This is a genomic window from Buttiauxella brennerae ATCC 51605, from assembly GCF_001654925.1.
Lineage (GTDB): Bacteria > Pseudomonadota > Gammaproteobacteria > Enterobacterales > Enterobacteriaceae > Buttiauxella > Buttiauxella brennerae.
In genome coordinates this window covers 109,052-134,774 of record NZ_LXER01000032.1, presented here as the reverse complement: position 1 = coordinate 134,774, position 25,723 = coordinate 109,052, and the positions used below count along the sequence as shown (strand labels likewise).

Annotated in this window: 24 protein-coding genes and 1 riboswitch; of the genes, 9 read left to right on the top strand and 15 right to left on the bottom strand. The window is 52.6% G+C overall.

What is annotated here, in order from left to right; all coding sequences use genetic code 11:
• Nucleotides 1-152 precede the first annotated feature (152 nt).
• Together M975_RS17855 and M975_RS17850 are read left to right on the top strand one after the other, a co-directional pair.
• Nucleotides 153-695 carry an isochorismatase family protein gene (locus tag M975_RS17855; protein ID WP_064561239.1) on the top strand — a complete coding sequence of 181 codons (543 nt, stop codon included), beginning with the start codon at nt 153-155 and terminating at the stop codon, nt 693-695.
• Nucleotides 692-1,618, top strand: a complete 927-nt coding sequence (locus M975_RS17850; RefSeq protein ID WP_064561238.1) for a GlxA family transcriptional regulator — start codon at nt 692-694, stop codon at nt 1,616-1,618. The genes M975_RS17855 and M975_RS17850 overlap by 4 nt, the downstream gene beginning before the upstream one ends.
• Here M975_RS17850 and M975_RS17845 read toward each other — a convergent pair.
• Complete coding sequence (locus M975_RS17845) at nt 1,609-2,187, bottom strand: hypothetical protein (protein WP_157093407.1); 579 nt, start codon at nt 2,185-2,187, stop codon at nt 1,609-1,611. The genes M975_RS17850 and M975_RS17845 overlap by 10 nt on opposite strands.
• Before the next feature lie 69 nt (nt 2,188-2,256).
• A complete protein-coding gene (locus M975_RS17840; protein ID WP_064561236.1) occupies nt 2,257-3,252 on the bottom strand; it encodes an acyltransferase in 996 nt (331 codons plus the stop codon).
• Nucleotides 3,253-3,394: 142 nt separating this feature from the next.
• Between M975_RS17840 and M975_RS17835 the strand changes: the two genes are divergently transcribed.
• From M975_RS17835 to glyS, 3 genes are all read left to right on the top strand, one after another.
• The gene (locus M975_RS17835) at nt 3,395-3,706 is read left to right on the top strand and encodes a YsaB family lipoprotein (RefSeq protein WP_064561235.1); all 312 of its coding nucleotides are present in this window, start codon (nt 3,395-3,397) and stop codon (nt 3,704-3,706) included.
• Between the two features lie 233 nt (nt 3,707-3,939).
• Nucleotides 3,940-4,851 (top strand): glycine--tRNA ligase subunit alpha, encoded by a 912-nt coding sequence (glyQ, locus tag M975_RS17830; RefSeq protein WP_064561234.1) that lies wholly within the window; start codon nt 3,940-3,942, stop codon nt 4,849-4,851.
• 9 nt (nt 4,852-4,860) lie between these two features.
• Nucleotides 4,861-6,930 (top strand): glycine--tRNA ligase subunit beta, encoded by a 2,070-nt coding sequence (gene glyS, locus M975_RS17825; RefSeq protein WP_064561233.1) that lies wholly within the window; start codon nt 4,861-4,863, stop codon nt 6,928-6,930.
• Nucleotides 6,931-7,102: 172 nt separating this feature from the next.
• Here glyS and uspF read toward each other — a convergent pair whose 3' ends face one another.
• The 9 genes from uspF to M975_RS17780 all read right to left on the bottom strand — a co-directional run bounded on the left by uspF (nt 7,103) and on the right by M975_RS17780 (nt 17,783).
• Complete coding sequence (gene uspF, locus M975_RS17820) at nt 7,103-7,537, bottom strand: universal stress protein UspF (RefSeq protein ID WP_064561232.1); 435 nt, start codon at nt 7,535-7,537, stop codon at nt 7,103-7,105.
• A 205-nt stretch (nt 7,538-7,742) separates the two neighbouring features.
• Nucleotides 7,743-8,033 (bottom strand): HTH-type transcriptional regulator, encoded by a 291-nt coding sequence (locus M975_RS17815; protein ID WP_064561231.1) that lies wholly within the window; start codon nt 8,031-8,033, stop codon nt 7,743-7,745.
• 258 nt (nt 8,034-8,291) lie between these two features.
• A complete protein-coding gene (locus tag M975_RS17810; protein ID WP_064561230.1) occupies nt 8,292-9,674 on the bottom strand; it encodes an MFS transporter in 1,383 nt (460 codons plus the stop codon).
• A 285-nt stretch (nt 9,675-9,959) separates the two neighbouring features.
• Nucleotides 9,960-13,619: an urea carboxylase gene (gene uca / locus M975_RS17805; RefSeq protein ID WP_064561229.1), complete on the bottom strand. Its 3,660-nt coding sequence runs from the start codon at nt 13,617-13,619 to the stop codon at nt 9,960-9,962.
• A 79-nt stretch (nt 13,620-13,698) separates the two neighbouring features.
• A complete protein-coding gene (locus M975_RS17800) occupies nt 13,699-14,334 on the bottom strand; it encodes an urea amidolyase associated protein UAAP2 (protein ID WP_064561228.1) in 636 nt (211 codons plus the stop codon).
• Nucleotides 14,328-15,041 (bottom strand): urea amidolyase associated protein UAAP1, encoded by a 714-nt coding sequence (locus tag M975_RS17795; protein WP_064561227.1) that lies wholly within the window; start codon nt 15,039-15,041, stop codon nt 14,328-14,330. The genes M975_RS17800 and M975_RS17795 overlap by 7 nt, the downstream gene beginning before the upstream one ends.
• 31 nt (nt 15,042-15,072) lie before the next feature.
• A complete protein-coding gene (locus M975_RS17790) occupies nt 15,073-15,891 on the bottom strand; it encodes an ABC transporter ATP-binding protein (protein ID WP_064561226.1) in 819 nt (272 codons plus the stop codon).
• Nucleotides 15,892-15,900: 9 nt separating this feature from the next.
• Nucleotides 15,901-16,713 (bottom strand): ABC transporter permease, encoded by an 813-nt coding sequence (locus M975_RS17785; RefSeq protein ID WP_064561225.1) that lies wholly within the window; start codon nt 16,711-16,713, stop codon nt 15,901-15,903.
• 14 nt (nt 16,714-16,727) lie between these two features.
• Nucleotides 16,728-17,783: a putative urea ABC transporter substrate-binding protein gene (locus M975_RS17780; RefSeq protein WP_064561224.1), complete on the bottom strand. Its 1,056-nt coding sequence runs from the start codon at nt 17,781-17,783 to the stop codon at nt 16,728-16,730.
• A gap of 60 nt (nt 17,784-17,843) precedes the next feature.
• Nucleotides 17,844-17,938, bottom strand: a riboswitch (guanidine-I (ykkC/yxkD leader).
• Nucleotides 17,939-18,256: 318 nt separating this feature from the next.
• On the opposite strand from M975_RS17780, the gene M975_RS17775 reads away from it, so the two are divergent.
• Together M975_RS17775 and cspE are read left to right on the top strand one after the other, a co-directional pair.
• Nucleotides 18,257-18,967: a DUF3053 domain-containing protein gene (locus M975_RS17775; protein ID WP_064561223.1), complete on the top strand. Its 711-nt coding sequence runs from the start codon at nt 18,257-18,259 to the stop codon at nt 18,965-18,967.
• A 275-nt stretch (nt 18,968-19,242) separates the two neighbouring features.
• On the top strand, nt 19,243-19,455 hold the full coding sequence (gene cspE, locus M975_RS17770) for a transcription antiterminator/RNA stability regulator CspE (protein WP_034499351.1): 213 nt from the start codon (nt 19,243-19,245) through the stop codon (nt 19,453-19,455).
• Nucleotides 19,456-19,519: 64 nt separating this feature from the next.
• Here the strand turns inward: cspE and yiiM are convergent, their stop codons facing one another.
• A complete protein-coding gene (gene yiiM, locus M975_RS17765) occupies nt 19,520-20,194 on the bottom strand; it encodes a 6-hydroxyaminopurine reductase (RefSeq protein ID WP_064561222.1) in 675 nt (224 codons plus the stop codon).
• A gap of 79 nt (nt 20,195-20,273) precedes the next feature.
• The gene (gene sodA, locus M975_RS17760; protein WP_064561221.1) at nt 20,274-20,894 is read right to left on the bottom strand and encodes a superoxide dismutase [Mn]; all 621 of its coding nucleotides are present in this window, start codon (nt 20,892-20,894) and stop codon (nt 20,274-20,276) included.
• Nucleotides 20,895-21,170: 276 nt separating this feature from the next.
• On the opposite strand from sodA, the gene M975_RS17755 reads away from it, so the two are divergent.
• Both M975_RS17755 and rhaT read left to right on the top strand, forming a co-directional pair.
• Entirely contained in the window at nt 21,171-22,592 is a 1,422-nt protein-coding gene (locus tag M975_RS17755; protein WP_064561220.1) for an L-fucose/L-arabinose isomerase family protein, read from the top strand.
• Between the two features lie 193 nt (nt 22,593-22,785).
• Entirely contained in the window at nt 22,786-23,820 is a 1,035-nt protein-coding gene (gene rhaT / locus M975_RS17750) for an L-rhamnose/proton symporter RhaT (RefSeq protein WP_064561219.1), read from the top strand.
• A 39-nt stretch (nt 23,821-23,859) separates the two neighbouring features.
• On the opposite strand, the gene rhaR is transcribed toward rhaT, so the two are convergent.
• Together rhaR and rhaS are read right to left on the bottom strand one after the other, a co-directional pair.
• Nucleotides 23,860-24,717, bottom strand: a complete 858-nt coding sequence (rhaR, locus tag M975_RS17745; protein ID WP_064561218.1) for an HTH-type transcriptional activator RhaR — start codon at nt 24,715-24,717, stop codon at nt 23,860-23,862.
• Between the two features lie 75 nt (nt 24,718-24,792).
• Complete coding sequence (gene rhaS / locus M975_RS17740) at nt 24,793-25,629, bottom strand: HTH-type transcriptional activator RhaS (RefSeq protein WP_064561388.1); 837 nt, start codon at nt 25,627-25,629, stop codon at nt 24,793-24,795.
• Nucleotides 25,630-25,723: the final 94 nt, after the last annotated feature.

The following is a 25,723-nucleotide window of genomic DNA, read 5'->3' as shown; positions in this document are numbered from 1 at the left end:
CGAGAGTAACACATTTTGCAGCTGAATCTGGCGGTGTGCATGGGTAAGGAGAAGATTGTCCCATATCACCTTCACCTTGTCCGTTTTTGGTATTAGCAATAGCACTAACCCTTGTCATAATGGCCTCATACCCACTGATGAGGAGTCCGAAAATGTCCCGTTCCGCATTGATTAATATCGACACGCAGCAATCTTTTTTCCATCGCGATTACTGGCAAGAAGAGGATCTCCCAGCTTTCCAGCAGGCTATTACACAGCTGATTTCTGGTTGCCAGGATTTGAAAATACCGGTGGTGGATATCTTCCATGTTGACGATGAAGGCCCGTTTTCACTGGCTTCCGGCTATGTTAAAGCGATGCCGTTTTTGCAACATCAGGCGGATGTGGCGTTCCAGAAACACGTTCACAACGCATTTACCGATACTGGCCTTGATCTTTGGTTACGTAGCCGTGACGTTAACCACCTGATTATCTGCGGTATTCGTACCGAGCAATGTTGCGAAACCACCACGCGAGTAGCGTCTGATTTGGGTTATCGCGTTTCATTTGTCAGCGAAGCGATGCTCACCTTCCCGATGAGCTGGAAAGGGGTTACGCTGGATACGCAAACCCTGCGCCACCGCACTGAAACGGTGCTGGCGGGGCGTTTTGCCGAAATTCAAACTGTTGCTGAGTGCCTGGAGTCTTTATCGTGAGTATTGGGGTCTGGTTCGTTGTGTTGCCTGGTGTTCTGTCTCTTGACCTGAGTGGCCCAGCGGAAACGCTGAAGCTTGCAGGCGATGCTTTTCACCTGCATTTCATCGGCCCGGACCCACAAGTTTCTACCTCCATTGGACTCAATTTTTCGGGCATCGAACCGCTGCCGGAAAGTTTCCCGCCAGGCAGTTTGTTAGTGCTTCCCGGCGTTTGCGATTCAAATCGCTACTTTGATACGCCACAAGCTGAGGCGGTGCGCCGTTGGTTGACGCGTCTGCAACCGCAAATTCATAGCCAGCAACTCAATTTAATGTGCGTCTGTTCAGGCTCGCTGCTGGCGGCGAAAGCCGGGCTGATGAGCGGCGTGCAATGCACCACGCACCACGATGTGCTGGCAAGATTACGCGCAGCCGCGCCTACGGCGCAGGTGAAAGAAAACCGTATTTTTGTCGAAGACCGGGGCATCTGGACCAGCGCCGGAATTACCTCCGGGATTGATCTCTCGCTGCATCTGATTAACCGCTATTGCGGCCCGAAAGCGGCACTCGACGTGGCGCGAGAGATGGTGGTGTGGTTTCGTCGTTCGGGTGATGACCCACAGTTATCGCCGTGGTTGCGTTACCGTAACCACATTCATCCGGCGGTTCATCGTGCGCAGGATTTGCTTTCGGCAGCGCCGGAATCGGCGTGGGATGTGCAGGAAATTGCCGATAAAGTTCACGTCAGTTCGCGCCATTTATCGCGGCTTTTTCAGCAGCATTTGGGGATTTCAGTGCGGGATTATCTCGAACAATTGCGCCTGGCTATTGCCGAACAGCGCTTATTGCAGGGGCAACGCATGGAGCAGGCGGCGGTTGCTGCGGGCTTTTCATCACCACGCCAGCTGCACCGCGCCCGCGCCAGAAATACTCTTCAAAACTGACTCAGTACACTTTCCAGCGCCCCCTGGCGGCGCTTGCGCCAGGTAAAGAATGCCTGAAACCATTCACTCTCACCCGGTGCTTTAAGTGACTCTATTTCCCAGTGATTTTTGTTGAGCATCTGCAAATTGCTAAGCGTATGTATCAGGCTGTAGAGCATTATCAGTAACGCCAGGATCATGCCCGCAGAGATAATAAACATTTCGTAAGGCGGCCAGGTCACCAGCATCCAACCGATAATCAACGCTTGTATCACCGCCCGCATTAAAAATGCCCTGCGGAAAAACTGCGCGGCTCGCTGGGTGCTGTAAAAGAACGGGTTGGACAAGGGGCGTCGGGTTTCCTGCACAGGAATGCCGTTGACAAAAACCAGCCACTCCTCGGCCTGGCTGTTGTTTAGCACTGCGCCTTGCTCGGTCAGCGTGTGGAGCCGGACAGAGATAACGACCGGGAACACAATGCCGAGAATTAACAGGAAAAAAAAGGGAGCAGGGCTGCCGAAGAAACTGATCGTCAGGCAAAAAGCAGCCCACAGCATGGCTTTAAAAGAATAAAAATAAATCGATGTCATTTGGTAATTCATCGCTTCATCTCTGTATATCCACATAATTTGTGTGATTAACATACAGAGATCTTTCCGTCAGCTCACCATTTTTCGTGTGTCGATACGCTGTAACGCCATGGAAAGCAGCAAACTTCCGGCAAGCGTCGCGCCAAAAATCCACAAAATATCCAGCACCGGTGAGTTTGTGATTTGGTAACCGTGGGTGCGCAAGAAGTGGATTATCAGCGCATGGAAACCGTAAATCCCCAGCGAATGCTGCGAAATGAGTGTCAGCCCCGGCAGCGGGCGGGCATTGAGCGTGTTTTTTACCAGTACCAGTAAACTGATGGCGGCGATAAACACCAGCGGCCCACAGTACACATAAAAGGTATCGGCAAAACTCCCGTTCACTTCCAACTGATGGCGCGTACCCGTTGATATCGAAAAGATACACAACGCAAACAGGCCTGCCGCCAGTCCGCTAATCCAGCGCTTATCCGTTTCCAGCATGCCAATCGCGCGACCTAACAAGCCATACAGCACGTAATAAAACGTATCGCCGCGAATGTATAAATTAATCGGCAGCCATTTCACCCCGCCCAGCGTTTGCGGCACGGTATTGGGGTTGGCGATAACACCCAGCAAAACCATCAGCCCGAGAATCACCATCGCGTTGACTTTTTTCACCTGAATCAAGGGGGAAAGCAGGTATATCACCATGATCGCAAAGAAGAACCACAGGTGATAAAACACCGGCTTTTGTAGGATGTAGCGCAGCGAAAGCCCCGCGTTGATGGGGGTCAGTAATTTGATATAGATAAGCGCAACCACGCTGTAAAACAGCAGGCAGGTGACGATGCGCAAAAAGTGACGCTGCTGTGCACTGCGTTCACCAAAAAACAGATAGCCTGAAATCATGAAGAACAGCGGAACGCTGACGCGAGAAGCCGAGTTGAGCACGTTTGATAAATCCCAACTAAATGGCGTGACAATATTCGCATTGGTGATGTACCAGGTGGTGGTATGGATCATAACGACCATCAGGCACGCAATCCCGCGCAAGTTATCAATCCAGTTAATTTTTTGCTGCATTCGTTCCTCGATGGCTTAAACGGGTATTAATCTGAGTTTGCATTCACTATCTTGTCAGCCGCGAAGCGGGTTTGCAGAATATGAAATACCTGTTAATTATTGAATAACAATAACGATTTTAACGTACACGTAACGAATGATGATGCCAAAAATAAAAAATAGCAGTTGGGTTCTCGTTTTTTGTGCTCTGTTACTGAGCGCTTGCAGTACACCGGAGCAACAACCGCAATATGCCCAGGGCGCACAGCAACCTGCAGTTGAAGGTGGTGCGATGATAGAAACCTGTAAGCAGGAAGCGGCATATCGCTACAACACCCGCGAGCAACAAATCAGCGTGGTGGATTTTAAGCAGTATCAGGGAAGCTATGAGATCCTTGGCAGCACCGTTCGCAAGGAAGGGTTTACCTGCTCATTCGACGAAAGCGGCCAGTTTTTACATCTTTCGACCACTTAAAGTCGCAACACAACGTCATCAGCCTGAGAATGCGGGCTGATTATCTTCCCTCAAAAGGTACACTCGTCACCCTTCAAGTTGCCTCTGCGTTGGCTGCCTTCACTCACCCCAGTCGCTTAGTGTACTAAGCTCCAGGGGATTCATTCAGTTGCCGTCTTGATGCAACTCGAATGGTTTTGAGTGTATACTGACCGCTTCCCTTTTTAACCCTCTCGAACGCGTGCGAAATCAACATGCAAAAGTTTGATACCAAGACCTTTCAAGGCCTGATCCTGACTTTACAGGACTACTGGGCTCGCCAGGGCTGCACCATTGTTCAACCTTTGGACATGGAAGTCGGCGCCGGCACCTCTCACCCAATGACTTGCCTGCGGGCTTTAGGGCCAGAGCCGATGGCGACTGCATATGTGCAGCCATCTCGCCGTCCTACCGATGGCCGTTACGGTGAAAACCCGAACCGCTTACAGCACTACTATCAGTTCCAGGTAGTGATCAAGCCTTCTCCTGACAACATTCAGGAGCTGTACCTTGGGTCGCTTAAAGAGCTGGGTATGGACCCCACTATTCATGATATTCGCTTCGTAGAAGACAACTGGGAAAACCCAACTTTGGGTGCCTGGGGTCTGGGCTGGGAAGTGTGGCTCAACGGCATGGAAGTGACTCAGTTCACTTACTTCCAGCAAGTTGGCGGCCTGGAATGCAAACCGGTTACGGGTGAAATCACCTACGGTTTAGAGCGCCTGGCGATGTACATCCAGGGCGTAGACAGCGTATATGATCTGGTCTGGAACGACGGCCCGCTGGGTAAAACCACTTATGGCGATGTGTTCCATCAGAACGAAGTTGAGCAATCAACTTACAACTTCGAACACGCCGATGTGGATTTCCTGTTCTCCTGCTTTGAGCAGTATGAGAAAGAAGCGCAGCACCTGCTGGCGCTGGAAAACCCACTGCCACTGCCTGCTTACGAACGCATTCTGAAAGCCGCGCACAGCTTTAACCTGCTTGATGCCCGTAAGGCCATCTCGGTTACCGAGCGCCAGCGCTACATTCTGCGTATTCGTACTCTGACTAAAGCTGTGGCCGAAGCCTATTACGCTTCTCGTGAAGCGCTTGGCTTCCCGATGTGCAATAAGAACAAATAAGAGGCTGCCATGTCTGAAAAAACTTTTCTGGTGGAGATTGGCACTGAAGAGCTGCCACCAAAAGCCCTGCGCAGCCTGGCCGAATCCTTTGCTGCGAACGTAACCGCGGAACTGGATGCAGCGAACCTCGCTCACGGCGAAGTAAAATGGTTTGCCGCTCCACGCCGTCTGGCGCTGAAGATTTCTAATCTGGCGCAGTCTCAGCCTGACCGTGAAGTTGAAAAACGTGGCCCGGCCATCTCTGCGGCATTTGATGCAGAAGGCAAACCAAGCAAAGCCGCTGAAGGCTGGGCTCGTGGTTGTGGCATCACTGTTGAACAGGCTGAACGTCTGGCGACCGACAAAGGCGAATGGCTGCTGTACCGTGCGCACGTGAAAGGCGAAAGCGCGCAAGCCCTGCTGCCTGCAATGATTGCCACTGCGTTGACCAAACTGCCGATTCCAAAATTGATGCGTTGGGGCGATAACAACACCCAATTCGTGCGTCCGGTTCACACTGTGACCCTGCTGCTGGGTGATGAAGTTATTCCTGCAACAATCCTGGGCATTGCGTCCGATCGTGTTATTCGTGGCCACCGCTTTATGGGTGAGCCAGAATTTACTATCGACAACGCCGATCAGTACCCTGAAATTCTGCTGGAACGCGGCAAAGTTATTGCCGACTATGAGCAGCGTAAAGCGGTTATCAAAGAAGGCGCTGAAGAAGCGGCTCGCAAAATTGGCGGTAACGCCGATCTGAGCGAAAGCCTGCTCGAAGAAGTGACTTCTCTGGTGGAATGGCCGGTTGTGCTGACCGCGAAATTCGAAGAGAAATTCCTCGCCGTTCCTGCGGAAGCGCTGGTTCACACTATGAAAGGTGACCAGAAGTACTTCCCGGTTTACGCCAATGACGGCAAATTGTTGCCGAACTTTATCTTTGTTGCCAACATCGAGTCGAAAGACCCGATTCAGATTATCTCTGGTAATGAGAAAGTTGTTCGCCCACGTCTGGCCGATGCCGAGTTCTTCTTCAACAGCGACCGTAAAAAGCGTCTCGAAGACAACTTACCGCGTCTGGAAACCGTTCTGTTCCAACAACAGCTCGGTACGCTGCGCGATAAAACTAACCGCATCGAAGCCCTTTCAGGCTGGATTGCTGGCCAGATTGGCGCAGACGTAAACCACGCCACTCGTGCCGGTTTGCTGTCTAAATGCGACCTGATGACCAACATGGTGTTCGAGTTTACCGACACCCAGGGCGTGATGGGCATGCACTATGCGCGTCACGATGGCGAAGCAGAAGATGTTGCTGTTGCGCTGAACGAGCAGTATCAGCCGCGCTTTGCGGGTGATGCGCTGCCGTCTAACCTGGTGGCCTGTGCTGTGGCAATCGCCGATAAAATGGATACCCTTGCGGGCATCTTCGGTATTGGTCAGCACCCGAAAGGTGACAAAGACCCGTTTGCTCTGCGTCGTGCCGCTCTTGGCGTTCTGCGTATCATCGTTGAGAAAAATCTGCCGCTTGATCTGCAAACACTTACCGAAGAGGCCGTGCGTCTTTACGGTGATAAGCTGACCAACCAGAAGGTTACCGACGAAGTCATCGACTTTATGCTGGGCCGTTTCCGCGCCTGGTATCAGGAAGAAGGCCACAGCGTGGATACCATCCAGGCCGTGCTGGCGCGTCGTCCGACCAAACCAGCAGATTTCGATGCGCGTATGAAAGCGGTGTCCCACTTCCGTACGCTGGAATCTTCATCTGCGCTGGCTGCTGCGAATAAGCGTGTTTCAAACATTCTGGCGAAGTCAGACGAGACGCTGAACGACCATGTTCACGCATCCGTTTTGAAAGAAGCCGAAGAGATTCGTCTCGCGACTAACCTCGTTGTGCTGCGCGACAAACTGGAACCGTTCTTCGCTGAAGGCCGTTACCAGGAAGCGCTGGAAGAACTGGCAAATCTGCGCGAGCCGGTGGATGCTTTCTTCGACAAAGTGATGGTTAATGCAGAAGACAAAGATCTGCGTATCAACCGTCTGACGCTGCTTTCCAAACTGCGCGAGCTGTTCTTGCAGGTTGCGGATATCTCCCTGCTGCAATAAGTTCTCTGCTGTTTTAAACAACCCGCTTCGGCGGGTTTTTTTTCGCCTGAATGTTTACGCTTTTTTATCAATGGGCTAGCTATTTCCCAGACAGGTTGTCGCGATGCTAATCCGGCCTGGGAAAAAATATGCCATTAACCTCAAACCCCGCAGCGCGGGGTTTTTTTATGACTCAACGAACCACGAGTACTGAGCATTTCGCATGGCGAACCACTGCAGCAGCGTTTGAGCCAAGAAGATAGGTAGACATGCTTGGGCGGTGGGAAGCCAGAATAATCACATCTGCGTCAATGTCATCGGCCAGTTGGAGAATATGATCTTTTGGCGAACCGCTCAGAACGTGCTTTTCAATCCGATCTTCAGGCAGGTTAAATTTAGCCACTATTTTGCTCAGAGATTCCATGGCGGCAGCTTCCCTCTCTTTGGCATCTGGTGCAATCGAAGCATAGCCCAGGCCGTAAGCGGCAAAATAGGTATAGTCAGGGATGACGGCCAGGAAGTGGATCGTGGCATCGTCCTGCTTTGCATACCCTTCTACATGGGGGATAACCTGCTGTGTCAGCTCCGATTCGGAGATATCGATAGGAACCAGGATTTTCTTAGACATACAACCTCCTTTTGCTTTACGTGTTAATAACCCTCTCTAAGTTATGGATTAGATTTGTGATTACGGGAGTGACACAGGTCAGGTTTTCGAGCATTGCCGCTTCGTTTCATACTATTTACGTAGCCTTCAGAAACGACAAACCCCGCTCAGGCGGGGTTTTGGATAACAATTTTGGGACAAGGCAATCAGGGTACAAAGTACAAAATCATTCCATCAACTGCTTACTGATCGTCGGATTCGCCTGCATTAAGCGCATCAACTTCAGCTCGGTATTGGAGGGTCTGAGTCGTTTTGATTCCCACTCATGTACCATTGAAACACTCACACCCATTGCGCGGGCGAAATCATCAATCTTAAGCCCGGTACTTTTTCTTAGTTGTTCAAATTCAGAAAATGCATTGGGCTTATCATTAAGCGCCATCGTTTGATGCTTATCTTTAAAAACAATCTGCTCAAGGTTACTTAGCAGCTCAAACATTGGATCTTTATATTCCATCGAGAACTCCTCATAAATCACACATCGACCTCGTGAACGGTAAGAAGCCTATTAAGAGTAGTTGGAAAAAAAGCGTGCCGATGGTTTTCAGGCTAACTATTTTCTTGCTGCGTCAGGCTTATGCGTTTCAGCAAAAAAACTAAGCGGCATAACGGATTGAAAAGCCTGCGATGAGTGGAACTGAGTATAAATTTGTAAATGGTTATGCATTTTACGCAAAACGGCGGGACTGGCCCGCCGTGCTTATAGATTTTTCCATCATGCTTTTTGCGTAACTTTATCCAGCTCGTGGTTATTGGCGCGGTTCTCAGCCAATGTGCGCTGGCCCGCCCAGGATTTCACCATCAGCGCGGTCGCGGAAAGGAGTGCAGGAATTGCCAGTAGCATGAAAATTGTTTTGAACGACAGTTCAGCTTGCATCAGGAATGCGCCACTAAACGCCCCAAGAATTCCGCCAAAACGTCCAAGCCCCAACATCCATGCCACACCGGTTGCACGCCCTTGTGTTGGGTAGAACCCGGCGGCTAGCGCAGGCATTGAAGATTGCGCGCCGTTCATAATGGTGCCTGCGATAAACACCATCACGCCCATTAATACCAGGCTTGAAGTAGAGAACCCTACCAGGCAGACGAACAGACCCGTCAGCAAATAACCCACTGCGACTACTTTGTTTGGGTTCAGCTTGTCCATCAGAGCACCAATAATTAGCACCCCAATACCGCCACCTAGCGGGAACAGCGCGGTGATAATCGACGCCTGACTGAGCGTTGCGCCTGTTTCACGAATCAGCAGCGGTAGCCAACTGGTCAGGAGATAGAAAATCAGCAGGCCCATGAAATAGGTCAGGCAGAGCATTAAGGTTCCGACCAGATATCTTGGCGAGAAAATCACGCCCAGCGCGGTTTTATCTTTAATATGACCGCCGACTTCGTTCAGCACGAAGCGAAGATTTTCGCCTGACGGCAGTGGGGCAATGCGTCGCAAAATAGTGGCGATATCTTTCTGTGGCTTGTTCTTTACTACCAGGTAACGCGCTGATTCCGGCAGCCAAATCATCAGCACCACGGAAAGGATCAGTGGCATCACACCACCCAGCACCAGCACGCTTTGCCAGCCGTAGTGCGGAATCATCCACGCGGAAACAAAACCGCCCATCGACGAACCAATCGGGAAGCCGACAAACATCAGGTTCACCAGCAGGGCGCGTTTACGTTCCGGGGCGTATTCTGACATCAGCGTTGCCGCGTTCGGCATTGCCGCACCAAGGCCCAGGCCAGTCAGGAAGCGCAGCAGAGCAAGCGATGTCAGGCTGGTGGCAAAGGCCGTCAGCAAGCTAAAGCCACCAAATACCAGAATCGACAACACCAGTACTTTTTTGCGCCCGATGCGGTCAGCCATCGGCCCGGCAGTTAACGCACCGACGGCCAGGCCAACGAGTGCGGCACTCATCACCGGGCCAAGATCTGATTTCTGCACGCCCCATTCCTGCACCAGGTCAGAGGCAATAAAACCAATAATCGCGGTATCGAATCCGTCCAGCGCGACCGTAATGAAACAGAGAATGAGGATCATCCACTGGTATCTGGAGAACTTATTATCGTTAATAAATGCCTGAATATCTGTCGTTGTTGTCTTTGTCATAAGGCAAGTCCTGAAGGATGCTGGGGTGTTCGATTATCGAACAATAATTCGTTAATCGTTCGTTAAATCAAAACACTCAGCAAGCGTTTGGGCAATCAATCGGCAGGTGTTTGTGTGCGATTATCGTACTGATATAAATAGAGGAGCCTGAGTGTGCGCATTAATATATTAAATATTAATGAGTTAAGTATGATCGTTGTCTGTGCGGATTTGTGAGGAGGTTAACAAGTGTGTAACATTGCATGACGGGTAAACAATGCGTTACCCGCCATAAGAGCGTGTAAACTAAGCCGCCGTTTCAATCACCATCAGCAATTGCCCGGCATGAACCTGGTGGCCTTGCTGGCGCTGGAAGGTACGAATAACGCCGTCTACCGGTGAAGTAATGGGGATTTCCATCTTCATCGACTCCAGAATGCCAATGGTCTGCCCGGCGGTCACTTGCTCGCCCGGTTCAACCAGCCATTGCCAGACGCTACCGGCGACCTGACTTTCAACGCCGCAGCAGGAATCAGGAATGAACTCCTCGTTTTCCTGCGTTTCGTCCAGACTGCTATCGAAGGTAAATTGCCCCTCGGCACGCCAACGGGCCAGCTCCTCATCAAACGCAAGTTGGCGCTGCTGCTGGAAGGTGTCGATAGTTTCTGCTTCTTGTTCAAGCATTTGCTGATAATCGTCGAGGCTAAATTCTCCTTCCTCAATGCGCAGCGGGTAATCGCCCCACGGAAAACGCTCACGTATTTCCAGTAGCTCTTGCGCACTGACTTCATAGAAACGGATCTGATCGAAGAATCGCAGCAGCCAGGGTTTGCTAAACACATCGGTTTGACGGTCGCGGTTCCACATTTGCAATGTGCGCCCGACAAACTGATACCCGCCAGGCCCTTCCATGCCGTAAACACACATGTAGGCGCCACCAATCCCCACGGAGTTTTCCGCAGTCCAGGTGCGAGCCGGGTTGTATTTAGTGGTGACCAGGCGGTGGCGTGGGTCAAGCGGTGTCGCCACGGGCGCTCCGAGGTAAACATCGCCCAGGCCCATCACTAAATAGCTGGCATCAAAGACAATTTTTTTCACCTCATCAACGGAGTCCAGCCCATTAATGCGGCGAATAAATTCGATGTTGCTTGGGCACCACGGCGCACCAGGGCGCACCGACTGAGTGTAACGCGTGATTGCTTCGCGGCAGGCGGCGTCATCCCAGCTAAGTGGCAACCAGACAGTGCGTGACGGCACTCTGGCGTTTTGCAGATCGCCAAGTCCATGGTCAGCCGCGACGATGGTTTCCAGCAGTTGCTGGCGTGGGCAGAGGCGGTTGTCGAAATGAATTTGCAGCGAGCGGATACCGGGTGTGAGTTCCAGGCGGCCCGCTTGCGGGTGTGCTTCGAGCCACTGCATCAACGCGTGGACGCGGAAACGCAGGGCGATATCCAGCATTTGTTCGCCGTATTCCACCAACAGGAAGCGGTCGCCCGCTGCGCGAATGGTGACGGACGGCATGCCGTTGTTGGCGGGGTCGTGGTAGAGGATGGGGGATGTTATTGGGCATTGGACGCCCTCACCCCGGCCCTCTCCCCCAGGAGAGGGGGTAAACCGGACTATCCCTTCTCCCCCAAGAGAGGGGGAACACTGAACTATCCCCTCTCCCTCGGGGAGAGGGTTAGGGTGAGGGTGGTTTTCCAAATCATCCAGACTCACTGCCACAAACTCGATCGAATCCCCGGCTTTCAGCTGCCCCAGTTTCCACAGGTCATCGCTAATCACCGTTGCCGGGCAGACAAAACCCCCGAGCGATGGGCCATCCGGGCCCAGGATCACAGGCATATCACCGGTGAAATCTACGGTGCCAAAAGCATACGCATTGTCATGAATATTCGACGGATGCATTCCTGCCTCACCGCCATCGCTGCGTGCCCAGGTCGGTTTTGGGCCAATCAAACGAATACCGGTACGACTGGAGTTGTAATGCACCTGCCAACGCGCTGCAAAAAATTCCTCAATATCCTGTTCGGTGAAAAACTCCGGGGCGCCGTGCGGCCCGTAAACTACGCGGATTTGCCAGCTATTGCTCAGCTGCGGGTAGTCCTGTTCAGTTAATGATGCAGCAGGACGATGCTCAGGTGCCGCCAGGTGCAACACATCGCCGGCTCGCAGTGCCCGCCCCGCATGGCCGCCAAATTTACCCAGCGTAAAGGTGCTGCGGCTGCCAAGATATTCCGGGCAGTTCAGGCCGCCTGCCAGCAACAAATAACTGCGGCAGCCCGCGCCGGTAATGTCGCCAAGCGTCAGGGTTTGCCCGGCGTTAGCGTTAATCACTACACCAGTCGATAACGGTTCATCATCCAGTTTTGCGGCAATTTCAGCCCCTGTCAGTACGAAGGCGCTCGGCTGATTAAAACGCAGTGTCGGGCCGCGTAGCGTGATTTCAAGCCCGGCAGCGCGCGCTTCGTTGCCTAACAGCTGGTTACCCAGAATAAAGGCACGGCTGTCGAACGGGCCGGATGGCGGCACGCCAACGTGCCAGTAACCGCTGCGGCCTGGTGCGTCCTGGATAGTGGTCATGGTGCCGCCGGTAATCACATCCAGCGTTACGGGTTGCCAGTTCACCTTGCCAAGCGTGGCGGTAATCACTCGCCCTTCCTGCACTTCTGGCAAAGTCAGTAAATATTGCAGCCAGTTCAGGTTGGTTTCGATACCATAGAGCGAGGTTTGCTGCAAAGTCTGTGTAAGACAGGCCAGTGCCTGTTCGCGGGAATCAGCATGAACAATCACTTTTGCCAGCATCGGGTCGTAAAAAGGCGAGACTTCGCAGCCGGTTGCCAGCCAGTGATCGATGCGCAATGTTGCGTCATCAACTGTCTGCGGGAATTCCACTTCGCTCAGTAAACCTGCCACCGGTTGGAAGTTTTTCGCCGGGTCTTCGGCATACACCCGCACCTGAATAGCATGGCCGTTTGGCGTGGTGCGCAAGGTTTCTAACGCAGGGAGTTCATTTGCAGCCAGTGCCACCATCCAGCTCACAATATCCACGCCGTAAACCATCTCGGTCACGCCATGCTCAACCTGCAAACGGGTGTTGACTTCAAGGAACCAGAACTGTTCGCTGACATCGTCGTAAACGTATTCAACCGTTCCGGCGCTGCGATAATTAACCGCTTTGCAAAGCTCGACTGCCGTGCGGTGCAGGGCGCTACGGGTCGCGTCGGAAAGGCGTGGGGCAGGGGTTTCTTCAATCACTTTTTGGTTGCGGCGTTGTGCTGAGCAATCGCGTTCGCCCAGCGCGATAACATTACCCGCTCCGTCACCAAAAACCTGCACTTCAATGTGGCGTGCGCGAGCGATGAATTTCTCTAAAAAGACGCCATCGTCGGAGAAGTTGTTGCCTGCAAGGCGTTTTACGCGGGTAAATGCTTCTTTCAATGCTGATGCATTATCGCAGCATTGCATGCCAATCCCACCGCCGCCTGCCGTGCTTTTCAGCATCACCGGGTAGCCGATGCGTTCTGCTTCCGCTAGGGCGATTTCAAGCGAGGTCAGCAACCCACTGCCGGAAAGCAGTGGCACGTTATTTAGCTCTGCCAATTCACGGGCGCGATGTTTCAGGCCAAAGGCCGCCATCTGCTCAACCGTCGGGCCGAGGAATACCACATTTTCTGCATCGCAGCGTTCAACAAAGCTGGCATTTTCACTCAAAAAACCGTAACCCGGATGCACGGCTTCAGCGCCACTTTTGCGCAGGATCGCAAACAGTTTGTCCTGGTTGAGGTAAGTTTCGCGCACGTTGCCGTCACCTAATGAGAAGGCAAGATCGGCCTGGCGCACATGTTGGGAGTGTTTATCGGCTTCGGCGTAGACCGCAATCGCGGTGATGCCCATTTGTTTCAGGGTGCGGATAATACGCACCGCAATCGCGCCACGGTTGGCAATTAAGACTCGTTTAAACATAACCGTTTCTCAGGCTCGCAGGTCGTCCTGCTTTCAATTCGGGCGCTGGAGTGCGGGCCGTCCCGCGGCGCTAAAAGTGTTACCAGACGGCGACTTCAATCGGCGTTGGGTTGTAACCATTACAAGGGTTGTTGAGCTGCGGGCAGTTGGAGATCATCACCAGAACGTTCATTTTCGCCACCAGTTCGACGTATTTCCCCGGCGCTGAGATGCCATCGGCAAATTGCAGCCCGCCTTCTTTGGTGACCGGTACGTTCATAAAGAAATTGATGTTGTGGGTAATGTCGCGGCGCGTCAGGCCATATTCCGGGTGTTGCGCCACGGCAAGCAGCCAGCTATCACGGCAGGCATGCATATGGCGTTTTTCAAGTGAATAGCGAACGGTGTTGCTTTCGGTGGCACAAGCACCGCCGAGAGTGTCGTGGCGGCCACAGGTATCCGCCACAATTTTCAGCATCGGGCGGTCTTCACTGGAGCGCAGTACGCTGCCCGTAGTGAGAAAAACATTGCGCTGGCCGCGCAGCGTATCCGTCACGCTGTAGCGTTCGGCGGTGTCGTCAGCGTTATAAAACAGCGTATCTGCCGCCTGGTTGCCTTCCAGATCGGTGATGCGCAAAGTCTGGCCTTCTTGCAGCCGATAAACCCAATAATCTCCGGCGTTTACCGTGGCTTTGAACGGGGCAGTTTCTGTGTGGCGTGGGCTTTCAGTCAGCATTCGCAGGCTCCTTCCGCCAGGGTATAAAGTTTGTTGTTATGCAGGCCGCGGCAGTTTTCTTCACGTTGCAGGCAAATTTCTGGCAGCGGTTGGCGGGTGGGGTCCAGTTGAATACCCAGCGCCTGGCGCGGATACTGCGTCGCTGCGCTCAACGGGTGCGGGCAGGTGTGAAGAATCACTAGCGTGTCCATCGCAAAACGCAGGGTGACAGATGCGCCCGCAAGGCCCTGCTGCTCGAGTGTTAAATCACCTTCATCGCTTGCGGTGACTTTGGCGAAAAAGTTGATATTCGCCGCCATGTCGCGTTTCCCAAGGCCGTATTTCGCCAGTTCAATCAGAAAGCTGTCGTAGCCGTTTTGGTGGCGTTCGTTGCGGGCTTGCTGGTAATCCAGTGCGCCGAATTGTTCTGCGATTTGCGCGGCATTGCTGCTGCCACAGACGGTTTCATGCCAGCCGAAACTGTCTTGTTCAATGCCGCAGAAGATGCGCCCCATATCCGAATAGAGACAGTGCCCGGCGGTTAAGCGGAAGGTGTGCTGGCATTTCAGGGTGTCCGGCGCGTTATAGCGTTCCAGCAGGTTTTCCGGGTTGTAAAACAGCGCAGCAGCGTTGACGCCACCATTAATGTCGGTGAGCGTTAAAGCGGTGCCACTGCGCATGATGAGCGACCAGTGGCTGCCTGCGGGTAGTTCGGTTTGGTATGTCATGTCGGCTCCTTATTGGGTGATCGATTTAGGTTCAGGACGCCCTGACCCTCTCCCTCAGGAGAGGGTACTGATCGAGTTCTGGATTCTCCCTCTGGGAGAGGGCCGGGTTGAGGGGGGCTTTCCCGGCAGGTTTTTTATCAAGCGGAATATCGTAAGTAATGCTCGCACCCCAACGGTCTGGTGCCTGCGGGTCGTGACGCACTTTGTCAAACACCCACAGCCTTGAACCGAGGGAAAATCCCTCTTTCAGGTCATGAGTAATCATAAAAATGGTCAGGCGGTGGCGCTCCCACAGGTCGCTAATCAGCAAGTGCATTTCATTGCGAATGCCTGGGTCGAGTGCGCCAAAAGGTTCATCAAGCAACAAAATGCGTGGCTGTTTCATTAACGCCTGAGCCAGCGCCAGGCGCTGCTGCATACCGCCGGAAAGTTGGTGAGGGTATTTGTTTTGCGCAGGCAGCAGCCCGACCTGGTCGAGCATTGCACGGGCGCGTTCACGAATATCATGGCGTTTCTTACCCCACACTCGCCCCAGCCAGCGGGCGGTGCTGAACTCTTCTGCCAACATCACATTGCCAATCACCGTCAGGTGTGGGAACACCGAATAGCGTTGAAACACCACGCCACGTTGCGCATCTGGCTCTTGTGAAATCGGCTGGCCATCCAGTAAAAACTCACCCTTAGTGGCGCTTTCAGTACCCAGCAGCATCTTCAGGAAGGTGGTTTTACCGCAGCCGGATGCGCCGACAATCGAGACAAACTCACCTTCTTCAACGCTGACATTCAGCCGTTCCAGCACCACTTGGTCGCCATAGTGCTTTTCGATATTTTTCAGTTCGAGCAACGCCATAGCGCCTCCTTATTTTGCGTAGTACCACGGGAAGCAGCGGCGATTGATGACGCGCAGCAGCAGGTCGAGGGTGAAAGCGAGCAGCGTAATCCACGCCACGTACGGCAAAATCACGTCCATCGCCATATAACGGCGCATCAGGAAGATGCGGTAACCGAGCCCTTCGGTAGCGGCAATCGCTTCGGCGGCAATCAGGAACAACCAGGCAGAACACAGCGACAAACGCACCGCATCAATCAGGCGAGGCAAAAGCTGTGGCAGAACCACGCGCCAGAGGATTTGCGCGCTATGGCCGCCAAGCGTCTGGGCTTTCACCATTTGTTCATGGGGAATGGCCTGCACCTGAAGCTGCAAATCACGCACGATAAACGGTGTAATGCCGATGACAATCAGCACAACTTTTGACACTTCCCCCAGCCCAAAGGTGATGAAAAGGACGGGCAAAATAGCCAGCGGTGGGATCAGCGCTATCAAGGTAATCAGCGGTGAAAGAACCGAGCGCACAACCGGCAGGGCGCCGCAAAACAGGCCAAAAACCAGCGCCAGGAATGCACTCAGCCCCACACCGACCAGCAAACGAAGCAGGCTTGCCGCGCTGTCGGTCCAGAACAGATATTCCCCGGTGCGCGGGCTTGGCGTGAATGCCATACGGTCGATAGCCGCCCACATGGCATCAAACCCCGGCAACAGTTTGTCGTAGCTGTTTGCCGCAAGACGGGCGTCAGATGCCACCAGATAGAAGAAGATCACCGCAATTAACGGCAGGGCGCCCATCAGCACTCGGGTCATTGGCTGGGGTTGGTAGTTAATGATTTTGCGCATGGGGCACCTCCGGTTTACAGCGCGTTGCTTACGACGAGGCGAAGAAACTCATCAGTGAAGCGCAGTTTGGTGTTGTTGGTGTCACCCCAGTTGCCGGCAGGGGTTGCAACGCCTACCACATCGGCTGATGGCGCGGCATCACCTAACAAACCGTGTTTAAAGGAAAATTCGGCAACCATCTGCATGGTGGCTTTCAACTGCGGGCTGTCGGTGAAATCGAGCGCCAGTTTCGGGTCGCTGAACAGGTGTGTGGCAGCAAGCTGGGCGTCGAACCCGGCTAAATCGGTGCCCGCCGCCTGGCCCATTTGCGTACGCGCGGTTTTGGCGGTTTCCGACTCCCCCTGCATCACTTTCAGGGTTTCAAACCACGCGCCGGTCAGGGCTTTGCCTAATTCCGGGTGGGCTTTCAAGGTTTCGGTGTTGACCACTAACAGGTCGAGAATTTCGCCGGGGATTTGTGCGGAAGAGAACAGTAATTTGGTGTTCGGTTGTTTTTGCGCTTCGGCCAACAACGGGTTCCAGGTGACGATAGACTTCACCTCTGGCGTGGTAAACGCAGCGACAAGATCCGCATCTGCGGTGTTGACCACTTTCACATCACGCTCACTCAGGCCTGATTTTTCCAGGGCGCGAGCGAGTAAATAATGGGAAACCGAAAGCTCAACCAGGTTAATCGGCTGGCCTTTAAGCTCAGCGATAGATTGGGCGGATTTAGAGAGGATGCCGTCATTACCGTTGGAGTAGTCGCCAATAATCAGCGCGGTGCTGTCGACGCCGCCTGCGGCAGGAATGGTCAGCGCATCCATATTGGTCATGGTGCAGCCGTCAAATCCTCCGGCGGTGTATTGGTTCACTGATTCGATATAGTCGTTAACCTGCACAAACTTAATATCGATGCCGTATTTATCGGCCCACTTTTTGACGATGCCGCTTTGCTGGGCGTAATCCCATGGCATCCAGCCTGCGTAGATAGACCAGCAGAGTTTAAACGAGGGTTTGGCGGCAAAGCTGCTGACACTAAACAGCGCGAGTGCGGCAAACAAGATTCCACGGTGGCAAGCTTTAAGCATGGTGGTTCCTCTGACGGTTGCGGAAAAAGATGCAGGAGGGCGGCGCGCAATGGTCGCTTATCCTCCCGGGCTTTTGTCCCGCCGTGTAACCGCCAGAGGGCGGTCGATCACTCTCGGACCAGCATCTTTCGACCGGAACCCTAGTGATCCATTTTCAAATTGTATGGCGACATCGGTTGCCCGCTTATCACCCCTGCAACGGGATCTCAGCAAAATGAATGCCAGATCTGAACTCAGTATTGTTTATCGTTTAATTACAGTTGATTAACGTATTTTCAGGGTGTTGCACTGCTAACGCGCGTTGCGCCAGCAAGGTGCAGAAAGTGCGGTGAAAGTGCACCATCACAGCGCAAATTTGCCTTAAAGAGATTGTTGCGAAAGGGTATCTTGCGGCGGCGGCTTGGACTATCCTTAGCAGCATTATTGGGTGCGCACTTGCGTATTTGCATTGAATGGTGAAAGGAGTAGAAAACATGGCGACAGGTAAGTCCTGGTCACGCTGGATGGCGCCGCTTGCGGCAATTTTAATGGTAGTCAGCCTGAGTGGTTGTTTTGATAAAGAAGGCGATCAACGCAAAGCATTTATTGATTTCTTACAGAACACGGCGATGCGCAGCGGCGAACGTTTGCCAACGCTGACAACGGATCAGAAAAAGCAATTTGGCCCGCTGGTTTCTGATTACGCGATTTTGTATGGCTTCTCCCAACAGGTGAACCAGGCAATGGACGACGGCATGAAGCCCGTCGCTGATAGCGTAAACAGCATTCGCGTTCCACAAGATTACATGACTCAGCGCGAACCACTGCGCCAGGCGAATGGTTCGTTGAACGTGTTAGGCCAGCAAGTGCAGAATGCAAAAATGCAGGCAGACAGCTCGCGCTCCACATTGAAACAGCCTGATGAACTGAAAGCCGTTTACGACAAGGTTTATCAGAAAGTGGTTATTGCTCCGGCAGAGGCGATGGCTCCGCTGATCCCTGCGGCACAAACTTTCACAGCTCAACTGGTGCAAGTGGGTGATTTCATCCAGCAGCAGGGCACGCAAGTTGGTTTCACTGCGGGTGGTATTCAGTTCCCAACGTCCCAGCAGGCAAACCAATACAACTCATTGATTGCTCCTCTGGCTTCACAGCACCAGGCATTTATGCAGGCATATACTGCTGCTCAAACGTCGATGCAGTAATTGCTGTTTTCCCCGTCGCAAGGCGGGGGATCCCGCGGATGGCCTGAGCTCCGGCCCTGTGGACGGCTAAAATAAACCTTGTCATTGATGCCGTAAATATGAGTTAATGCACTCATCGGTTTGAAGCACAGAACCTTTAAGCAGTTTAGTAGCGCAGTCCTCAAAGAGTTATCATAGATACCCTTCGACGTGATCTACCTTCCTTTATCGCTTTAAAAATCTGTAAAACATTCCAATTGCGCCGGAAGGCAAATTTAATTTAAAAGGTAATATCTATGTCTAACAAAATGACTGGTCTCGTAAAATGGTTCAACTCTGACAAAGGCTTCGGCTTCATCACTCCTGACGATGGCTCAAAAGACGTGTTCGTACACTTCTCTGCTATCCAGAACGATGGCTACAAGTCTCTGGACGAAGGCCAGAAAGTGTCTTTCACCATCGAAAGTGGTGCTAAAGGCCCAGCTGCTGGTAACGTAACTAGCCTGTAAGGTTAGCGTTAGCAAAGCTAAGAATTTAAAAACCCGCCTCGGCGGGTTTTTTCGTTTCTGGGGCTTATTTCCCAATCAACCGCCGGGAATTATCTTCGATCTTCCCCAACAGTCGTCGCTTCTGCATGGTACGCGTCCAGCTCACGGAAAGCCCTGCCGCAGAAAGTAAGCGGTGATACTGCTCATCATCAAACGGCATATGCCAGGCCGTAGCGATCGCTTCTGCCACCGTCACATCACTCACGCGCGACACCAGCTCCAGCGGTGAATCCGTCGACACTTTTCCCGCCATCACCACCCGATAAAGCCAGCCGCAATAACCCGTTTCCTGCATCAACGACGCCATATCGCTAATGCCAAAATGGTAATTGAGCTTAAAGCACGGCGAGCGCGGTTGCGTGACCTGAATCAGCGCCTCACCCCAACGAAAAATATCGCCAATATAGACATCTTTTTCAGTCAGGCCTTCGGTCGATAAGTTTTCGCCATAAGCCGGAGCGGTAAACAGCTCTGCTTGTTCGGGGAATTCCCGCGCCCAGTGAAGATAATGTTCACGCGGATAGTGGCACAACGCGCGATCCGGCCCACCATGAATGATTTTTTCAGCCTGCTGATCGCCTTCGAGCCCCAGTTCCGTGAGTTTTAGCTCTCCGTCGACCTGATATTTGGCGATAGCACTCGGCCTGCTGCCTTCGTATTCACGGACTTTGCCAATATAAACATTTAGCGGATGGTGCATCTGATCCTCCCTGTCCCGGTGAGCTTAGACATAAAAAAAGCGAGCCATCAGGCTCGCCTCTCGTCAGCTGCAATGCAACTTATTTTTTAGCGGCAAAACGTGCTGCTGCTTCGTCCCAGTTCACGACATCCCAGAATGCTTTGATGTAGTCAGGGCGACGGTTTTGGAATTTCAGGTAGTAAGCGTGTTCCCAAACGTCCAGGCCCACGATTGGGAAACCGGAAACGCCAGAAACTGCTTCGCCCATCAGCGGGCTGTCCTGGTTTGCAGTAGAAACTACAGCCAGTTTGTCGCCTTTCAGTACCAGCCACGCCCAGCCAGAGCCGAAGCGAGTTGCTGCTGCTTTCTCAAATTCTGCTTTGAAGTTATCAACGCTACCGAAATCACGCTCGATGGCTGCCTTCAGATCACCTTGCAGGGTGGTGCCCGTTTTCAGGCCTTTCCAGAAGAAGCTGTGGTTAGCGTGGCCGCCTGCGTTGTTACGCAGAACGGTTTTCTTGTCTGCTGGCAGTTGATCCAGTTTAGTGATCAGCTCTTCAACTGGCAGGCTTGCGAACTCTGGCAGAGATTCCAGCGCTGCATTCGCGTTATTTACGTACGCCTGGTGGTGTTTGCTGTGATGGATTTCCATCGTTTGCTTGTCGAAATGGGGTTCCAGGGCGTCGTAAGCGTAAGGCAGGGATGGCAGTGTATAACTCATGTTTAACATCTCCATTTATTAACTCGAACGGCGCACAGGCTGTTAACGCCGCGTAATCAGTTGGTTCATTATAGTTAATTAAATGATATTGAAAATGATTATCAATGCCGTACTTTTAATATGGTTATAACATTTTGGCATGATGGTGAAAATGTGAGCATTGTCAGGTAGATAAATCGTTTTTTGCCACTCTGTCCAGAAACTGGCATTACCGCAAAGGAAGTGTGGCACAAATAGGGCGATAGTCGGCGCTTCTTTCCTGCCTGGAGCACCCCTATGTCGCTTAACGTCGCCCTTTTCGGTATCGGACTTGATACTTACTGGCCGCAGTTTTTTGGTCTCGAACAACGTCTGACGGGTTACTTGCAGCAAATTGACCAACGCCTCACGAAGCTGAGCGCCACGGTTATCAACGGCGGCCTGATTGATAGCGTTGCCAAAGCCGATACTTTTGCCACGCAACTGCAAAGCCAACCGGTCGATGCCATCGTGCTTTATATCAGTACCTACGCGCTGAGTTCCACCGTTCTGCCGCTGGTGCAAAAGATCAACAAGCCGGTGATTATCCTCGCTCTACAACCCGAACTGGGTTTGCCGTACGGAAAAATCCGCGACATGGCCGATCGTGGCGAACGCACTGGTGAATGGCTGGCGCATTGCCAGGCGTGCAGCGCACCAGAACTGACGAACGTATTTAATCGGGCGGAGATTCGCTATCAGCTGATCGTTGGCGCTGTGCAGGGCGATGATTACGTCTGGCAGCAAACGGAACAGTGGCTGCAAGCGCTAGAAGTACAAAAGGGATTAGCGGCCTGTCAGGTGGGTGTACTCGGCCGCTATTACGACGGCATGGTCGACGTTTACAGCAATATGACCAACCTGAGCGCCAGACTCGGCGTGCGCTTCAAACCGCTGGAAATGTGCGAGCTCGCGGAATACCGCGAACAGGTGACGGCAGGCGCCAGCACACAAAAATGGCAGGAAGTGGAAGCCTCGCTGCAAATCGACCCGATTTGTGAAAGAGCCGAACTGGAGCGAGCCGTACAAACCGCCTGCGCCATGGATAAACTCATCGAAAACAATCGTCTCGGCGCGCTGGCTTACTACTACGAAGGGCGCAATGGCAACGCTTACGAGAACATTATTACCTCGATCATTCTCGGCAACACGCTGCTGACTCAGCGTGGCGTTCCTGTCGCCGGGGAGTACGAAATCAAAAACGTGCTGGCGATGAAAATCCAGCAGTTGCTCGGCGCGGGTGGTTCGTTCTCGGAGCCTTATGGCATTGAATTTGCCGACGATGTTGTGCTCTGGGGACACGATGGCCCAGCGCACCCATTGATGGCGGAAGGCGACGTGCGCCTCGTGCCGTTGCCGGTTTATCACGGCAAACCGGGCAAAGGCGTGTCGATTCAGATGACGGTGAAACCCGGCCCGGTCACTTTCCTTTCTATTGTTGAGGATGCGCAAAACGGTGTGCGTTTGCAGTATGCCGAAGGAGAGGCGGTAGCCGGCGAGGTACTCGATATCGGCAACACCAATAGCCGCTATCGCTTCCCGCTGTCGGCACGTGATTTCACCACGCAATGGAGTCTTGGCGGGCCGGCTCATCATTGCGCAATTGGGCTTGGGCATCAGGGCGAGGTTCTGGAAAAGCTCGCCTGGCTGCTGGATGTGCAAAGCGTAAAAATCTGTTAACCCGAAAAATGACGGGCGGCGGGTATAAAGAACTGTGACCGCTGTCAATCGTACCCCCTGAATTTTGCCAGTTATCCCCCTGCTACGGCAGCACATGGAAGGTGAGCCAGTTGCTCAATCCTTAGACTCAGTGGCAATGGGGTAGCCAGCTTTCACCCCTGAGTTTTTTAGTTAAAACAGAGGGATATGAATAATGAGTAATGCTATCACAATGGGGATAATCTGGCATTTGGTGGGTGCTGCAAGTGCTGCCTGCTTTTACGCCCCTTTCAAAAAAGTACAGCGCTGGTCCTGGGAAACAATGTGGGCGGTTGGCGGCTTCGTTTCCTGGATAATTTTGCCATGGACAGTCAGTTACGTTTTGCTCCCTGATTTTTGGGCTTATTTCGGTTCGTTTAGCGCTTCGACATTACTGCCAGTTTTCCTGTTTGGCGCGATGTGGGGCATTGGCAATATTAACTATGGCCTGACAATGCGCTATCTCGGCATGTCGATGGGTATCGGTATCGCGATTGGTATTACGCTGATAGTCGGCACCTTAATGACGCCAATTATTGCCGGAAAATTTGATGTATTAGTGGGAACACCTGGCGGACGCATGACTTTGCTGGGCGTTCTTGTGGCTCTGGTTGGTGTGGCGATTGTGACCCGCGCAGGCCAACTTAAAGAACGCAAAATGGGTATCAAAGCCGAAGAGTTCAACCTGAAGAAAGGGCTGGTTCTGGCGGTGATGTGCGGTATCTTCTCGGCGGGTATGTCATTTGCGATGGACGCCGCAAAACCGATGCATGAAGCCGCCGCCGCGTTAGGCGTTGACCCGTTGTATGTCGCGCTGCCAAGTTACGTGATCATCATGGGCGGCGGTGCGGTGATTAACCTCGGTTATTGCTTCATTCGTCTGGCAAATATGAAGAGTTTGTCGATAAAAGCCGACTTCTCTCTGGCAAAACCGCTGATCATCAGCAATGTGCTGTTCGCCGCACTGGCCGGTTTGATGTGGTATCTGCAATTCTTCTTCTACGCATGGGGTCACGCCAAAATCCCAGCACAATACGACTACATGAGTTGGATGTTGCACATGAGCTTCTACGTGCTGTGTGGCGGGTTGGTTGGCTTGATTATGAAAGAGTGGAAATCAGCGGGCAGACGGCCAGTTGGGGTACTGAGTCTTGGTTGCGTGGTGATTATTATTGCTGCGAATATCGTCGGTCTCGGTATGGCTGCATAATCAGGTAAGTGATTCGGGTAAACGAGAGCCGCTAACGCATCAGCAATTTGAAAGATGAAGGGTATATCGTTGGCGCCACATCCGTGGCGTCATTCCCGTTTCTTTGGTAAACACTACCGAAAAGTAATTACTGTCTTCAAAGCCGCAACGCGTGGCGATATCCCCAATCAACAATTCACTGTGACGCAGTAAATCTTGCGCCTGGCAGATGCGCAGTTGGCGCAAATACTGGCTGATGCTCATGCCCGTTTGCTGGCGGAAAAGCTGGCGTAAATGGCGCTCTGCCACCTGATGCCGCTGGCAAAACTGCGCAAGCTCAAAGGCCGAATCGAGGCTTTTCCCCAATGCCGCCATTAATAAATCGAGGGTTTCACTGCTGTCGGGTCCGGTCGCGTCCTGTGATTGATAACGGTGGCGACGCAACAAAATGCATAGTTGCAAAAACAGGCTCTCGGTCAGACATACCGACAGCGCGTCCGTTTTCACACTTTCATGTTCCAGTTGCCCGATAATTTGCCGCGCTTGTGCCATGCCGTGGCTGCTCAGCCGCCAGCGTGGATCTTCTCCCGCTGCTCGCGCGCTATGCAGCAAATCATTCCAGTCGACGTTGAGTTTTAACCGTTCCGGGCAATAGATAATGTTATGCAGCACTAAGCCGTTAACCGACTCGTAGCTATGTCGGTCCTCGGCGCGGATATAAAACAGGTCACCGCAGGTTATACGGTAAGGGCGGTCGTTAAGGACGTGCAACCCGTTGCCGCGCCACACCAGTACCAGCTCGCAAAAATCGTGGGTATGTTCAGCGAAGATATTTTGCGGATAGCGGTCCGCCACCGCCACGGGCTGCGCGGCAGAAGCGAAGAAATCTGCTTTTTTGAGAACTAAATGACCCGCCACCGTGATGCCTCAAAAACCGAAAGAATCAGAAAGTATTGGCTTTTCTGGATAAAAAAACGGTGATTGCCTTCGCGATTACTGAAGTTGCGTGTCCCGACCCTGGCGGATTTCGCGTGGTGACCAGGAAAACTCACGCTTAAACAGCGTGGAGAAATGATTGCTGTCACCAAATCCGCACTGGAAGGCGATGTCTGTGACGCTCTCATCGCCGTGGCGCAACAGGTGACGAGCTTTCATCAGCCGTAAACGGTTGAGATAACGCTGGGGAGTCATGCCCGTTTGCTGTTTTAGCTGGCGATGCAAAGTGCGAAGAGAAAGCGTGAATTGCGCGGCCAACGCTTCCCAGCAAATATCCTCGGCAAAATGATCTTCCAGCCACGCCATCAGTTGGTTTAAGCGGCCTTCCGAGTTGCTTGCGCCTTCCATCATGCTGCCTTTGCGCAGCAGTACCAGCAATTGCATAAACAGAATTTCACGGTTGGCGATGGAATGGGTATCCGCCGCTTCACTAATGCACTCAAATTGCTCGATCAGGCCGCGAACCTGCTGCAAAACGGGCTGATTCACACGCCAGTGCGACGGGTAATGACCGTCTTGCTCCTGAGGCAATAATTTATCCAATCCGGACAAAAAGCAAAATGCATCCGGCGCACGGTAAAGAATATTGGTCAGGCAGAGGTTTTCGGTGTGCTCATACAGATGGCGGTCGTGGTCACGCACAAAACAGACTGAACCACCGCTTAATGTATACGGCTGGCCGTTAAAAACGTGTGTCCCGGTGCCGTGTTCAACGATGACGATTTCACAAAAGTCATGATGATGCTCCGGGAATGCAGCCTGGGGTAAACGCGGCTCAATGGCCACGGATGCATGCCCTGATGGGAAAAAGTCAAAACCATGTAATACCGTCATCATTACCCCAAGCTTTTTTAACATTGCCTGATAGTAGATAACGATTCTCATCTGCACCTTAAAGTTTCGACACGAAATCAATTAAAACTTGCTC